The sequence below is a fragment of the Haloarcula marismortui ATCC 43049 genome (assembly GCF_000011085.1).
Lineage (GTDB): Archaea > Halobacteriota > Halobacteria > Halobacteriales > Haloarculaceae > Haloarcula > Haloarcula marismortui.
Map to the genome: position 1 here is coordinate 1,158,994 of NC_006396.1, position 12,835 is coordinate 1,171,828.

The window sequence follows — 12,835 nt, forward strand, 5'->3', positions numbered from 1 at the left end:
CCGCGACGCGCAGCCCGGCTAGTCCTCCACAGCGTGATGCGGGCCGACCGGACCGTGTTCGGGGCAGGTCCCGGCGATAGGGGTGGCATTGAGACAGCAGTGCCGGCTGTCGGTTGCGACCAGTCCTTTCGAGAGCTCGTTCCCACAGAGCCGACAGCGAAGGTCCAACTCAGCCATACGTTCTTGTTTGCCCGAAGCCTCCTGAATCTGGCGAGCTTTTTGATGTGCCGGCCATTCGTACACGTATGAGCAACGAGTCCCGGAAGTCAGCCGGGTTCAAGGACCGAACGCCGGTGACGACGGCCAGGGAGACGCTGCTGGACGCAGTGTCCCCACACGAGCGGACGGAGCGTGTCCCGCTGCGTGACGCCGACGAACGCGTCGTCGCGGGTGAAATCACGGCCGAGCGAGCGGTGCCCCACTACCGCCGTGCGGCGATGGACGGCTTCGCTGTCAGAGCAGAGGACACGTTTAGCGCGAGCCAGCGGTCGCCGGCATCGCTCCGGGTCGATGAGGCGGTGACAACGGGAACAGCGGCTCGCGTGCACACGGGGAGCGAACTCCCCGAGGGCGCCGACGCCGTCGTGATGGTTGAGGAGACCGAGGTAACCGGCGACAGCGTCACAGTGTTCGATGCGGTCGCTGGCGGGGAGAACGTCGCCCCTGTCGGCGAGGACGTGGAGCAAGGGCAGACGCTGTACGAGGATGGCCACAGGCTCCGACCGTCGGACCTCGGGCTGTTAAAATCGGTCGGCAACGACGTGGTCGAGGTGTACGAGCGGCCCACGGTCAGCGTCATCCCGACCGGCGAGGAGCTGGTCCAAAATGACCCAGAACCGGGGCAGGTAATCGAGACGAATGGCCAGACCGTCACCCAGTACGTCGAGCGCTGGGGCGGCGACGCGACCTACCGCGACATCGTCACCGACGACGTGGACGCACTCCGGGCGGCCATCAGTGACGACCTTGACCACGACCTCGTCGTGACGACCGGCGGGTCCTCTGTCGGCGAGCGTGACCTGCTCCCGGAGGTCGTCAGCGAGATTGGCGAGGTGCTGGTCCACGGGGTCGCACTGAAGCCGGGCCACCCGGTCGCGCTCGGCGTGGCTGAGGGGACGCCGATTCTCATGCTTCCGGGGTATCCGGTCGCTTGTATCGTCAACGCCGTCCAGTTCCTCCGGCCAGCGCTCCGGCAGGCCGGCCATCTCCGGTCGACCGACCCGCCGACGACCAAGGCCGAACTCACGCGGAAGATCGCCAGCGAGCCGGGGACCCGAACCTACGCGCGGGTGGAACTGCACGATGAAGACGCGGACGAACAAACGACCGCGACGCCGACGCGGGCCAGCGGCTCCGGTGTCCTCTCAAGCGTCGCGCTCGCTGACGGCTGGGTTGTCGTTCCGGAGTCCGTTGAGGGGTACGACGCCGGTGACACCGTGACCGTCGAGGACTGGGAGTGGTCACAGTGAGCGACCGCCGCGAGTTCCGCGACCTGGCGTCACCCGAAGAGGCCCACGAAGTCGTCGCTGGCCTCGACATTGAACCCGAACCTGAGAGCGTTCCCCTTGCGGACGCCCGCGACCGTGTCCTTGCGGAGCGGATCGACGCCGACATCGACGTGCCGGGGTTCGACCGCGCAAGCATGGACGGCTACGCTGTACACGCCAGAGACACATTCGGCGCTGACGAGGCTGACCCGGTGACGCTGTCGGTCGTTGGGGAGGTCCACGCGGGCGAGGAGCCCGACGTAACCGTCGAACCGGGTTCACTCGCCGAAATCTCGACCGGCGCGGTGATGCCGGCCGGCGCGGACGCCGTCGTGATGGTCGAACGAACGACTGAGACTGACGATGGCATCGAGATACGCACGTCCGTTGCGCCCGGCGACAACGTGATGCTCGCCGGCGCGGACATCGCGGCCGGGGCGCGCGCGCTCGGCCCCGGAACGCGAATCACGCCCCGGGAAATCGGACTCCTGTCCGCGCTGGGCGTCGACGAGGTTCCGGTGCGTGGCCGGCCCCAGGTTGGAATCCTCTCAACCGGGGACGAACTCGTCCGACCCGGGAATCCCCTCGACAGCGCTGCCGGCCAGATATACGACGTAAACAGCTACACGCTGGCGGGCGCGGTCGCGGAGGCCGGCGGCGACCCTGTGATGTACCCCCACGCCGGCGACGACTACGAGGAGATGGAGCGGTTACTTCACGAGGCAGCCAACGAGTGCGACCTCGTCCTCTCGTCGGGGTCGACGAGCGCCAGCGCGGTCGATGTCATCTACCGCGTCATCGAGGAGCGGGGCGAACTCAGGCTCCACGGCGTCGCCGTCAAGCCCGGCAAGCCGATGCTCGTCGGCACTATCGGCGACTCGGCGTACGTCGGTTTGCCGGGGTACCCGGTGTCGGCGCTGACCATCTTCCAGACGTTTGTCGCGCCGGCAGTCCGGGACGCCGCCGGACGGGACCCGCCACGGACAGCAACGGTCTCTGGCACGATGGCAGTTCAGGAACGCTACGGCGAGGGGCGCAGACGCCTCATGCCGGCGGGTCTGGTTGAGGACGAAACGGGGTCGCTGCTGGTCTACCCCGTCGACAAGGGCAGCGGCGCGACGACAAGCCTCGTCGACGCCGACGGGTTCGTCGACGTCCCGCCGGGGACGGACTACCTGGCAGAGGGGGAGGCAGTCGACGTGACGCTGTTCTCTCCGGCAGTCAGGCCGCCGACGCTTCTGGGGATGGGCGAGGACGACCCGCTGCTCTCGCGCCTGCTCGACACGATTGGCCGGCCGCGGTATCTCCCGCTTGGATCTACTGAGGGGCTCCGCCGCCTCGACAACGGCGTGCCCGACGTCGCCGTCGTTGCGGGGCCGGCCGCCGATGACCACGACGCGGCCGACATTGGCGGCTGGGAGCGCGAATGGGGGCTTGTCGTTGGTCCTGATACCGACGTATCCGACTTGGGCGACCTCGTCGACGGTGACTACCGCTTTGTCAACCGCGACACTGCCTCCGGACTGCGACGGAGCTTCGACGACGCGCTCGACGCCCTCGGCGAGGACCGGGGCGTCGGCCGCGCGGAGGTCGTCGATGCCATCGAAGGCTACGAACTCACGACAAAAGCCCACGAGAGTCCCGCTCGAAAGGTCATGGCGGGCGGTGCGGATGCGGGGCTCGGGCTTCACGCTACAGCGGCGAAACTTGACCTCGGGTTCGTCTCATTGGGAACACAGCAGGTCCGGGTACTCGCGAACCCGGACCGACGGGAGAAACACAGCGTCGGTGCGCTTGAGGAGGCGCTCGACGACCTCGACTCGCTGGCCGACGGGATAGCTGGTATGGAACCGCAGTAACGGCGTTTACCCGAACGCGGGGACTTCAGCCGAGAATACGCTGCCGTCCTGCAAGGGACCGTCACGTGTCCGCGTTGCAGTCATCGAAAGCGCAAGTCGTGGCGATTGACGGCTCTGGCGACCTGAAGGCCTAAAGACGAGCGGGGCCGAATGCGTCACACCGATGGCCGACACACCGGTTGCCGGCGACCTTGAGGCCCCGTTTCGGTTCGAGTACGACCCCGCGACGCTCCGATACGCCCCTGACGCCGTGCGGTCGCTGGGTACGGAGTTAGACGAGCAGGGCTACGACCGTGCACTGGTCGTCTGTGGCACTACCGTCGGTGAGACGCCGGCCGTGATGGACCCTGTTCGGGACGGACTCGGTGACCGACTTGCCGGCGTCTTCGCGGAGACAACGCCAGCCAAGCGGCTCGGCACTGCGTACGACGGGCTCGAACGCTTCCGCGAGGCTGACGCCGATTGTCTTGTGGCCGTCGGCGGCGGGAGCAGCCTCGACGTGGCAAAAATCATCAGTATTCTCGCGGCGACCGACCGCGACCCAACCGCTGTCGGCACGGCGTTCGCTGATTCCGGAACGATAGCTGTCCCCGAAGCAGCACTGCCACCGATTATCGCCGTCCCGACGACGCTGGCCGGCGCTGACCTCTCTATCGTTGCTGGCGTCACAGCCGCACCAGACACCTGTCCTGTGGACGAACCGGCCAGCGGCGGTGTCAGTGACCCGGAACTGATGCCCGCGGCCGCCTGTTACGACCCCGAACTGATTGCGACGACGCCCCGGTCGGTCCTCGCGGCGTCGGCGATGAACGGCTTCGACAAAGGTATCGAGACGCTGTACGCGGCCAACGCAACTCCGATAACCGACGCCACAGCGTCGCACGGCCTCGGCCTTCTCACAGAAGGCCTGCTCGCGTTCGGTAACGGTGACGACGACCCATGGGTGTACCAGTCGGTCACGCAGGGACTCATGCTCGTCCAGTACGGTATCTCGCGGGCCAACGGGACGACGCTCTCGCTGATCCACGCCCTCGGCCACGGACTAACCCGGACCGACGACGTCCAGCAGGGCGCGGCTCACGGAATCATTGCTCCGCACGCGCTCTCGTACCTCTTCGAGCAGGTCGACGGCCGGCGGTCACTTCTGGCCGACGCACTCGGGGTCGGCGACGCTGACAACCCTGGGACGGCGGTCGTTGACCGAGTCAGTGAGGTAGTGACGACGCTGGGACTGCCAACACAACTCCGGGACGTAGCCGGCCCCGACCGGGCGGAGTTTCCCGAAGTCGCCGACGCCGTCCTTGAAGACGCCTTCATGATGAACGTCCCGTCGGGGCTGGAGCCAACCCGGGACGATATTGTCGGCGTGTTAGAGTCTGCTTGGTAGCGACCTACAGACGGCGGCATATATCAATAGCTACTGGGGAAGGTGGCAGACACGGCATACCGCGCGAGCGGAGCGAACGCGGTTTCACTCCGAGCGCGTTCGCAGAACGCGACTCGGAGGTCGTTTTTAGCGTAGATTTTTGCGAACCCACTCCCCGCAGCGCCGGAGGCGCGAGGAGAGGGGGTGACGTAAAAAGGGACTCGCTACATGTCAGGCCAGGCCTTGGCGGCCCGACCGACACCGGTCATGTCGTTGATCCAGCGGGCGGCAATCGCTTTCTTCAGCAGTTTCGCGGGCATCCCGCCGAACGTCTCGATAGGCATGTTCACCACGTCGTGGGCGACGGCTTTCTCGCCGACCGAAACGACCGTGCCCTTGTCCTTGTGGGTCCACGTCTTCAGCGGCTGGCCTCGCACGGCGCGAGCGAGGTTCTCGCCCGCGACTTCGGCGGCCTGCCAGGCGGCCTGCGCGGTCGGCGGGGCGGGCTGGTCGCCCGGCTGGTCGATCAGCGCCGAGTCGCCGATTGCGAAGACGTGTTCGTCCTCGGTCTGGAAGTTCCCTTCTGCGTGGACGCGGTGGTTGCGCTCGTCCTTGTCCAGATCGACGTCTTGCATACAATCGCGGCCGGTGATGCCGCCCGTCCAGACCAGTACGTCGTACTCCAGTTCGTCCTCGTCGCCGATGTAGACCGTCTCCTCGTCGACTTCGCCGATGAACTCCCCGCACTTGATGTTCACGTCGGCGGCTTCCAGACGCTTGCGCAGGGCACCCTGCAGTTCCGGGTCGCTGTTGGGCAAGACCTGGTCGAGGCCTTCGACGAGGTGGATGTCGATTGGCGCGTTGTGTTCGTCGCGGAACTCGGCAACCTCGCCGGCGGTCTGAATGCCGGAGAGGCCAGCGCCGCCGATGACGACCTGTGCTGGGTCGTTTGTGGAGGCTTCGCGGGCCGCTTGCTGAATCTTGTCGTGGATTTCAAGCGCGTCGTCGAGGCTCTTGAGCGTCAGAGCGTGCTCTTTGAGGCCCTCGATGCCAAAGAAGGCCGTCTGGGAGCCCAGCCCAACGAGCAAGTAGTCGTACTCGACGGTGTCGGAGTCGGCGAGGGCCACTTCTTGGGCGTCGGTGTCGATGCCGACGACCTCGTCCTGAATAAATGACGTCGACGGCTGCTTGATTTCGTGGACAGGGATGGCGATGTTCTCCTGCACGCTCGGGTCCCGGATGCAGCGGTGAGACTCGTGCAAGACCAGATGATAGTCCGTCTCAGAAATCCAGGTCACATCAACGTCCGTCTGGCCATCTAACTCGTCCTCGAAACTCTTTATTGCCCCCGCGCCGGCGTACCCCGAACCAAGCACCACTACGTTCTCTGTCATAGGCCACTCTCCGGAGTCATTAGATACAAACCCTTTGGAATCGGTCCACGGCTTTGCTGTTGTCCTCGCATGCTGGCTCGCGGTTGTGACCCAGCCCCCTAAGTTTGCAGTCACCTTCGCTCCCCCTCCTGAGCGCAAACAGTTCCTACTGTTCCTGAAAACCCCTCCTAATCACCTACGTGCGGATTCAGGCCGCCGTTTCCAGCCAGTCAATTGAACAGGAGACGGGTCATCCGGGGGCCAATGGCCAGCATAACAATTGTGCTGCTTGTCAGGACTGTCCGGCGCAGGGGCGGTCGGGCTCATTCGGCGCGGCCCACGTAACGGCGTTGTGCAAGAGCTTCTGGACGACCGGCCGGTGGTACACTGGAAACGTCTCGTGGCCGGGCTGAAAGTAGAATATTCTTCCTGCATCACGGTAGTAACAACACCCGCTGGGAAACACCGTGCCGTCGTCACACCAACTTACAGTCACTAGCGTGTCCGGTGTCGGCAGGTCGAACCCCTTTCCGTAGATCTCGGCACGTTCGAGTTCGAACTCCTCGGGTAGTCCATCGGTAATAGGATGGCTCGCTTCGACGACCCAGACGTGCTCACGCTCGCCCTCCTCGCGCCAGCGCAGGGTGCCAGTCCCCCCCATGAGTGCCTCGAACGGCTTCGACTCGTGACTGGAATGGAGCGGGATGAACCCCATCCCGTCACGGACGGCCTGCTCGACGCGGTTCGCAGTCGCATCGCTAACAACATCGTGGGCGATATCGCTCCACCACAGTAACACATCAGTTTCGGCGAGCACCGTCTCGGTCAGTCCGTGGGCTGGGTCATCGAGTGTCGCTGTCTGAACGGTGTGGCCGTACGAAGTAAGCGTCTCAGCCAACGTCGTGTGGATCCCGTCGGGGTACATCGCATTGGCCGGGCCTGTCGCCCGTTCATGCTGATTTTCGTTCCACACGGTGACTGCAACCATACAAGAATACACTGAATAACCGGAGAAAAATATGGCTACTCTCTCCCAGCGTAACCGCGCCGCAGGAAATAGCGGAGAGGGGCACACTCGGGTATAATAGCTCATAGCTCTGGGTAGGCCTCAGTGTGCGATGTCCTGCTGAGTCTCTCGATGTGGTTCCCAAACGATGGAGTCCGGCTACTTGCACAGGGGTAGTTATTAGCCGACCGCGGCCGAAATCCCGACAAGATATGAGCGATTCACCCGAGAAGCTCTCCGTCTGGTGTGCTGGCGAGGACTGGTGCCCCATAACCACGACGGCGTCCCTTATCGGGAAGAAGTGGCACCCCGTTATCATCCACCGATTGCTTGATAACGGCCCATCAGGCTTTAACGAACTCAAAGAGAACGTCGATGGGATTTCTTCTAAAGTCCTCTCTGACAGCCTTGAAGACCTGCAGGAGAAAGGGCTCGTCGACCGGGAAGTAATCAACGAACAGCCGTTTCGCGTCAATTATTCGCTCACCGAACACGGGGAGTCGCTGGAGTCCGTAATCACCGAAATGGCGGCGTGGGGCGAGACGTACCTGCAGGAACCGACAGAGGCCGACGAGCCCGCGGAGTAGGTCCAGCAGGCAATCCCTTTTGTTGCTGCCCGACGAACCTTCGTGTATGCCTGTTACTTCGGACGACGAACTCCGGGAGATTCTCGAACATGACCGTGTCGCCGTCGTCGGGTGCTCGACCAGCCCCGGCAAGGACGCCCACGAGATTCCGAAGTATCTTAGCGAACAGGGGTACGAGGTAATTCCGGTCAACCCCTTCGCTGACGAGATATTCGGGCAGAAGGCCTACGACTCACTGGCAGAGGTTCCGGGTGAAATAGACATCGTTGACGTGTTCAGGCCCAGCGATGAGGTCCGCGACATCGTTGACGCGGCCCTAGAACGCGACGACGACGCCGTCATCTGGCTCCAGCTTGGTATCCACGACGACGACGCCGTCGAACGCGCTGAGGCGGCTGGCCGCCGCGTCGTTCAGGACCGCTGTATGAAGCCGACCCACCAGCAACTGATGAGGTGAGTGGACGGGCGACTGTCGCGGACTACCGCTGACTGATGTGTGAACGTCGTCCAGCAGTTTTGGGAATGTGGCGTCAGTCCGAGTTATCCCTGCGCGCTGGCGGCGTCTTTGACATGACCTTCCCCCACTTCGAACGGTTATCCGCGACCTGTCGATAGGCCCGCTCGCGGAACCGCTCGTAGTCCTCGAACTGCCGGAGGAACGAGACCAGCGGTCGTGCTGGCTTGCCGAGTTCGGTGTATGTAAGCGCGGTTTCGATGGATTTCCCGCAGGAATACACGTCCTCCTCGGTCACCAGATGCGAACAGGACTCGTAGTCGTCTGGGAGTCGCTCTAGCAGGTCGTCGCCGAGCGCAGAGAAGCCAACGATTTCGAGATCAGACCGTTCGCCGATGAAGTCCGCCCACCATGTACAGAAGCCACAGTCGTCGTCGTAGACGAGCGTTGCGTCGCTCATATGCGGTCTACGCATCCGGGGCACAAACACCTGTGGTTCAGCCGGCAGGGATTCACAGCCGGTCACCACAGACGCGGACGTGAATCGGTTGGTCAAACCGGTCGTGACTGGCGGGCTTGTACCCCTGTGACTGGCCGCCTTCGACCGGGCACTGTCGCTCAGTTGGTGCCCACGACGCGACTGTGACGCCAACTGTTTTGCCCGCCGCTCTCTTCAGAACGCGTATGGACGAGGATGCGGTCGCCGAACTCATCGAGGAAGCGCTTCCGGAAGCACAGGCGACGGTCACCACACCGCGGGACCCTGACGACGACAAACACTACGCCGTACGCGTGGTTTCGCCGGTGTTCGAAGGGGAGTCGCTAGTTGACCAGCACCAGCTCGTCCACGACGCGCTGGGGGACCATCTCACTCGCGACATTCACGCCATCGAGCTGACGACGCTGACACCTGCGGAAGCAGAGTAGCCGGGTCTCGATGATGGGGCCTCACTCGCCCCGTCGGTACGCCTTTATTGCCGACGCCGTTAGTGGCGGTATGGCATTCGAGCCCGAAGAACTTTCCCCGGAAGAGGTCACGGAGCAGGTAGACAGTGTCATCGAGGACAACGAGGTCGTGCTGTTCATGAAAGGCAACGAGCTGATGCCACAGTGTGGCTACTCGAAGAAGGCACTCGCACTACTGCAACAACACCGCGACGACATCGAGACAGTGGACGTACTCAAAGCGACCGACGCCTATCGGGAAGCTCTGGAGCGCCACAGCGGGCGCGAAACAATCCCACAGACGTTCGTCGACGGGGAGTTCATCGGTGGCAGTGATATCCTCGAACAGCTCGACGAGCGCGGCGAACTTGCACAAAAAGTCGGTCAGTAAGCGCGGTCGGGAGTGGCGGCGTTACTCTTCGTCTTCGTCTTTCATGTCGCCGAGCTTGTCGACGAGGTCGCTCGTGGTCGCCTCCGTCTCGAAGGAGACCGACCCGTCGTGGTCGTTCTCGTGGACCGCAACGCCCTCGCTGTCGTCCGCGTCTACGTCGTTGTCCTTCTGTTCGGATTCATCGTAGCTACCAAAGCCCATATAGATACAACTCGGAGTCCAACACTAAAATTCGCCGGTTCCTGCCGAGACACGACCACGCGATGACATAACGAGACAAGCAAAGGTTCTTTACCGTGCTTGCACTCCCGCTAGATAACGGCAGTCGAGAGCCGTGGTTTTCCGACGGCTATCGGGCCTCCATCTCCAAACTTATGAGTTCCGCAGACGAGACACTTGATCGAATCAAAGCACAGGTCGAAGAAGAGACACCAGACGACATCGAAATCGAATCGGTCGCGTTCGAGGGGCCGGAACTAGTTATTTACACGCCGGACGCGCAGACGGTCGCCAACCGCGACGGCATCGTCAGAAATCTCGCACAGACGCTCCGCAAACGTATCAACGTTCGCCCCACGCAGGAAGCCCTCGTGCCGCCGAACGAAGCCCGGGCCCAAATCACGCAGACGATTCCCGAGGACGCCGGCGTCCAGAATCTGGATTTCGACCGCCAGACGGGCGAGGTATTTATTGAGGCCGAAAAGCCCGGTCGCGTCATCGGCCGCCACGGGGCAACACTGGACGAGATTTCTGCATCCGTCGGCTGGACCCCCGAGGTCGTCCGGACGCCGCCGATGGAGTCCTCGACTGTCTCGAACGTCCGGAACTACCTCAAACAGGAACGCGAAGAACGCCGAGATATCCTCCAGCGCGTCGGTCGACAGATCAACCGCCCAACCACGAGCGACGAGGACTGGGTTCGACTCACCACGCTCGGCTGCTGTCGTGAGGTCGGGCGCGCCGCCTTCATCCTCTCGACGCCGGAGTCCCGCATCCTCATCGACTGTGGCGACAAACCCGGCGCTGAGGGCGAGGTTCCGTATCTCCAGGCTCCCGAAGCGCTCGCTGCGGGGCCGAACTCCCTCGATGCCGTCGTCCTGACACACGCCCACCTCGACCACTCCGCGCTCATTCCTATTCTGTTCAAATACGGTTACGACGGGCCGATTTACACGACTGCACCGACGCGGGACCTGATGGGCTTGCTCCAGCTGGATTACCTCGACGTGGCCTCAAAAGAAGGGCGGACACCGCCCTACGAGAGCCAGCAGGTCCGGGACGCACTGAAACACACGATTCCGCTGGAGTTCGGCAACGTCACCGACATTGCGCCGGATATCAAGCTCACGATGCACAACGCCGGCCACATTCTTGGGTCGGCAGTGTGTCACTTCCATATCGGCGAGGGCCGCTACAACGTCGCCTTCTCCGGGGACATCCATTACAAAGACACCCGCCTGCTCGACGGGGCCGTCAACGACTTCCCCCGCGTCGAGACGCTCGTGCTGGAGTCGACCTACGGCGGCAAGAACGACTACCAGACCGACCAGTCCGACTCCGAACGGGTTCTCAGAGACGTTATCAACGAGTCTTACGAGAACGACGGCAAGGTACTGATTCCGGCATTCGCCGTGGGGCGGTCGCAGGAACTCATGCTTGTCCTCGAAGAAGCGATGCGGAAGGGCGATATTCCGACGATGCCGGTGTACCTCGACGGGATGATTCGGGAGGCGACGGCTATCCACACCGCGTACCCGGAGTACCTCCGGGACGACCTCCGCCAGCGAATCCTCTACGAAGACGAGAACCCGTTCCTCGCCGAGCAGTTCGAGCAGGTCGACGGCGGCGACGAGATGCGACAGGACATCGCCGACGACGAACCGGCTATTATCCTGACTACCTCCGGAATGGTCACCGGCGGCCCCGTGATGTCCTGGCTCCGATTGCTGGGCAGCGACCCGGACAGCACGATGGCGTTCGTCGGCTATCAGGCCGAAGGCACCCTCGGTCGCCAGATTCAGCGCGGACAGGACGAAATCACCCTTGGCGACACGAGCGGGCCACGCGCCGAGCGGGTGAGCCTCAGACTCAACGTGGAGACGGTCGATGGCTTCTCCGGCCACGCCGACCGACAGGGGCTTGAGTCGTTCGTCGAGACAATGCACCCGCGGCCGGAGAAGATCCTCTGTGTCCACGGCGACGCGTCCACGACGAACCAGCTCTCTTCGGCGCTGTACCAGAAGTTCAACATGCGGACGCACAACCCGAAGAACCTCGAAACGTTCCGGCTGTCCTGAACAGCGGCTTAGCTGTCTTCCGAGAGATTTAACCCGGCAAAGAGCCGCGCCGAAATCACCTGCTCGACAATATCGACAAGCACGGTGTCGTCGCTCGTGTAATCGGCGAAGATGCCAAGCGGGATTTCGCCGCCGGCCATCTCGCGGTGTCCCCCTGCGCTCCCCACATCGCTCAGGGACTCACTCAGAATGTCACCGATGTTGACCCGGGAGTCCGTCGAGCGGGCGCTGAGCTGAATCGTGTCCTCGACAATGCCAAAGACGATGGCCGTCTCGACGCCCTCAAGCGTCGCCAGATAGTCAGCCGACTGCGGCAGGGCGTCCCGCTCGGGCGTCCGGCCGACGTGTGAAATCAGCACCGACCCGCGGACTGTCCGGTTTCCGATTGCGTCCGCGATAGCGTCGACGGTTGCACCGCTGATCGACGGCGAAGAGAGCTGTCGCAACAGGTCCGAATCGGCCGTGTCCGTCAGAAAGCCGGCCGCCCCGTACTCATCCGGCGTCACGCCGCGCAGGAATCCCAGCGTCTCCCGGCGGATGGCAAACAGCAACGCTGTCGCCAGACGGTCATCGAATTCGATTTTGAGGTCTCGGAGGTACTCGGTCAGTATCGTCGCCGTCGCGCCGATCTCAACACGGTGGTCGACGAACCTGGCTGTAATATCCTCGGCGGGGTGATGGTCGACAACGATATCGACCGAGACATCATCGGGAACCCGGTTGTTCGCCCCTGGAATCGAGTGGTCGACGAAGGCGAGTAGTTCCGAAGGGTCCCGGTCAATCACGTCGGCTCTATCGAACTCCTGAATGTCCATCTCCAGCAGATTGACGAACGAGCGGTTCTGCTGGTGTGATATCTCGCCGCTGTAGAGGATGCGTCGTTCGTCGATGCCGACGGCGGCCGCAATGCGACCGAGCGCGAGCGCGCTGGCCAGACAGTCGGGGTCAGGGTTGTTGTGACAGACAATCGTGAGCGACTCCGCCTCTCCGAGTAGATTTTCAAGTTCTGTTGCGGGGCGCATTTATTCGTCGACCCTTCGGGCTCCTGCTACAAGCGTGTGGGGGCCAGC

The 12,835-nt window shown here is 63.2% G+C and carries 14 protein-coding genes; 8 read left to right on the forward strand and 6 right to left on the reverse strand.

Translation table 11 applies throughout. The annotated features are described in order from the left end of the window. Positions 1-18: 18 nt before the first annotated feature. Positions 19-177, reverse strand: a complete 159-nt coding sequence (locus RR_RS22400; RefSeq protein WP_165896843.1) for a hypothetical protein — start codon at positions 175-177, stop codon at positions 19-21. 68 nt (positions 178-245) lie between these two features. Between RR_RS22400 and glp the strand changes: the two genes are divergently transcribed. From glp to RR_RS09760, 3 genes are all read left to right on the forward strand, one after another. Further along, positions 246-1,469, forward strand: a complete 1,224-nt coding sequence (gene glp, locus RR_RS09750) for a molybdopterin molybdotransferase MoeA (RefSeq protein ID WP_004956755.1) — start codon at positions 246-248, stop codon at positions 1,467-1,469. Beyond that, positions 1,466-3,346: a molybdopterin biosynthesis protein gene (locus RR_RS09755; protein WP_079890981.1), complete on the forward strand. Its 1,881-nt coding sequence runs from the start codon at positions 1,466-1,468 to the stop codon at positions 3,344-3,346. The genes glp and RR_RS09755 overlap by 4 nt, the downstream gene beginning before the upstream one ends. 163 nt (positions 3,347-3,509) lie before the next feature. Further along, positions 3,510-4,733, forward strand: a complete 1,224-nt coding sequence (locus RR_RS09760; RefSeq protein WP_011223542.1) for an iron-containing alcohol dehydrogenase family protein — start codon at positions 3,510-3,512, stop codon at positions 4,731-4,733. A gap of 203 nt (positions 4,734-4,936) precedes the next feature. On the opposite strand, the gene RR_RS09765 is transcribed toward RR_RS09760, so the two are convergent. Together RR_RS09765 and RR_RS09770 are read right to left on the reverse strand one after the other, a co-directional pair. Continuing rightward, positions 4,937-6,106, reverse strand: a complete 1,170-nt coding sequence (locus tag RR_RS09765; RefSeq protein WP_011223543.1) for an NAD(P)/FAD-dependent oxidoreductase — start codon at positions 6,104-6,106, stop codon at positions 4,937-4,939. A gap of 271 nt (positions 6,107-6,377) precedes the next feature. Then, positions 6,378-7,073 (reverse strand): ThuA domain-containing protein, encoded by a 696-nt coding sequence (locus RR_RS09770; RefSeq protein WP_007187719.1) that lies wholly within the window; start codon positions 7,071-7,073, stop codon positions 6,378-6,380. A gap of 230 nt (positions 7,074-7,303) precedes the next feature. Between RR_RS09770 and RR_RS09775 the strand changes: the two genes are divergently transcribed. Further along, complete coding sequence (locus RR_RS09775; protein ID WP_004956789.1) at positions 7,304-7,678, forward strand: winged helix-turn-helix transcriptional regulator; 375 nt, start codon at positions 7,304-7,306, stop codon at positions 7,676-7,678. A 46-nt stretch (positions 7,679-7,724) separates the two neighbouring features. After that, positions 7,725-8,135, forward strand: coding sequence for a CoA-binding protein (locus tag RR_RS09780; RefSeq protein WP_011223545.1), 411 nt, complete (start codon positions 7,725-7,727; stop codon positions 8,133-8,135). 73 nt (positions 8,136-8,208) lie between these two features. Here the strand turns inward: RR_RS09780 and RR_RS09785 are convergent, their stop codons facing one another. Beyond that, positions 8,209-8,592 carry a thiol-disulfide oxidoreductase DCC family protein gene (locus RR_RS09785; protein ID WP_004956793.1) on the reverse strand — a complete coding sequence of 128 codons (384 nt, stop codon included), beginning with the start codon at positions 8,590-8,592 and terminating at the stop codon, positions 8,209-8,211. A 224-nt stretch (positions 8,593-8,816) separates the two neighbouring features. Between RR_RS09785 and RR_RS09790 the strand changes: the two genes are divergently transcribed. Next, positions 8,817-9,059: a BolA/IbaG family iron-sulfur metabolism protein gene (locus RR_RS09790; RefSeq protein ID WP_004956795.1), complete on the forward strand. Its 243-nt coding sequence runs from the start codon at positions 8,817-8,819 to the stop codon at positions 9,057-9,059. A 70-nt stretch (positions 9,060-9,129) separates the two neighbouring features. Next, positions 9,130-9,468, forward strand: a complete 339-nt coding sequence (locus tag RR_RS09795) for a glutaredoxin family protein (protein ID WP_004956798.1) — start codon at positions 9,130-9,132, stop codon at positions 9,466-9,468. A gap of 21 nt (positions 9,469-9,489) precedes the next feature. Here the strand turns inward: RR_RS09795 and RR_RS09800 are convergent, their stop codons facing one another. After that, positions 9,490-9,669 (reverse strand): DUF5786 family protein, encoded by a 180-nt coding sequence (locus RR_RS09800; protein WP_004516241.1) that lies wholly within the window; start codon positions 9,667-9,669, stop codon positions 9,490-9,492. 173 nt (positions 9,670-9,842) lie between these two features. On the opposite strand from RR_RS09800, the gene RR_RS09805 reads away from it, so the two are divergent. Beyond that, positions 9,843-11,765: a beta-CASP ribonuclease aCPSF1 gene (locus RR_RS09805; protein WP_007187723.1), complete on the forward strand. Its 1,923-nt coding sequence runs from the start codon at positions 9,843-9,845 to the stop codon at positions 11,763-11,765. An 8-nt stretch (positions 11,766-11,773) separates the two neighbouring features. On the opposite strand, the gene RR_RS09810 is transcribed toward RR_RS09805, so the two are convergent. Next, positions 11,774-12,787: a DHH family phosphoesterase gene (locus RR_RS09810; RefSeq protein ID WP_004956804.1), complete on the reverse strand. Its 1,014-nt coding sequence runs from the start codon at positions 12,785-12,787 to the stop codon at positions 11,774-11,776. Positions 12,788-12,835 lie beyond the last annotated feature (48 nt).

What these genes read in the sequence shown, in the direction of transcription:
- RR_RS09785 (WP_004956793.1), bottom strand. Translation starts at nt 8,592, where the DNA reads ATGAGCGACGCAACGCTCGTCTACGACGACGACTGTGGCTTCTGTACA.
- RR_RS09810 (WP_004956804.1), bottom strand. Translation starts at nt 12,787, where the DNA reads ATGCGCCCCGCAACAGAACTTGAAAATCTACTCGGAGAGGCGGAGTCG.
- RR_RS22400 (WP_165896843.1), bottom strand. Translation starts at nt 177, where the DNA reads ATGGCTGAGTTGGACCTTCGCTGTCGGCTCTGTGGGAACGAGCTCTCG.
- RR_RS09765 (WP_011223543.1), bottom strand. Translation starts at nt 6,106, where the DNA reads ATGACAGAGAACGTAGTGGTGCTTGGTTCGGGGTACGCCGGCGCGGGG.
- RR_RS09770 (WP_007187719.1), bottom strand. Translation starts at nt 7,073, where the DNA reads ATGGTTGCAGTCACCGTGTGGAACGAAAATCAGCATGAACGGGCGACA.
- RR_RS09775 (WP_004956789.1), top strand. Translation starts at nt 7,304, where the DNA reads ATGAGCGATTCACCCGAGAAGCTCTCCGTCTGGTGTGCTGGCGAGGAC.
- glp (WP_004956755.1), top strand. Translation starts at nt 246, where the DNA reads ATGAGCAACGAGTCCCGGAAGTCAGCCGGGTTCAAGGACCGAACGCCG.
- RR_RS09795 (WP_004956798.1), top strand. Translation starts at nt 9,130, where the DNA reads ATGGCATTCGAGCCCGAAGAACTTTCCCCGGAAGAGGTCACGGAGCAG.
- RR_RS09780 (WP_011223545.1), top strand. Translation starts at nt 7,725, where the DNA reads ATGCCTGTTACTTCGGACGACGAACTCCGGGAGATTCTCGAACATGAC.
- RR_RS09790 (WP_004956795.1), top strand. Translation starts at nt 8,817, where the DNA reads ATGGACGAGGATGCGGTCGCCGAACTCATCGAGGAAGCGCTTCCGGAA.
- RR_RS09805 (WP_007187723.1), top strand. Translation starts at nt 9,843, where the DNA reads ATGAGTTCCGCAGACGAGACACTTGATCGAATCAAAGCACAGGTCGAA.
- RR_RS09760 (WP_011223542.1), top strand. Translation starts at nt 3,510, where the DNA reads ATGGCCGACACACCGGTTGCCGGCGACCTTGAGGCCCCGTTTCGGTTC.
- RR_RS09800 (WP_004516241.1), bottom strand. Translation starts at nt 9,669, where the DNA reads ATGGGCTTTGGTAGCTACGATGAATCCGAACAGAAGGACAACGACGTA.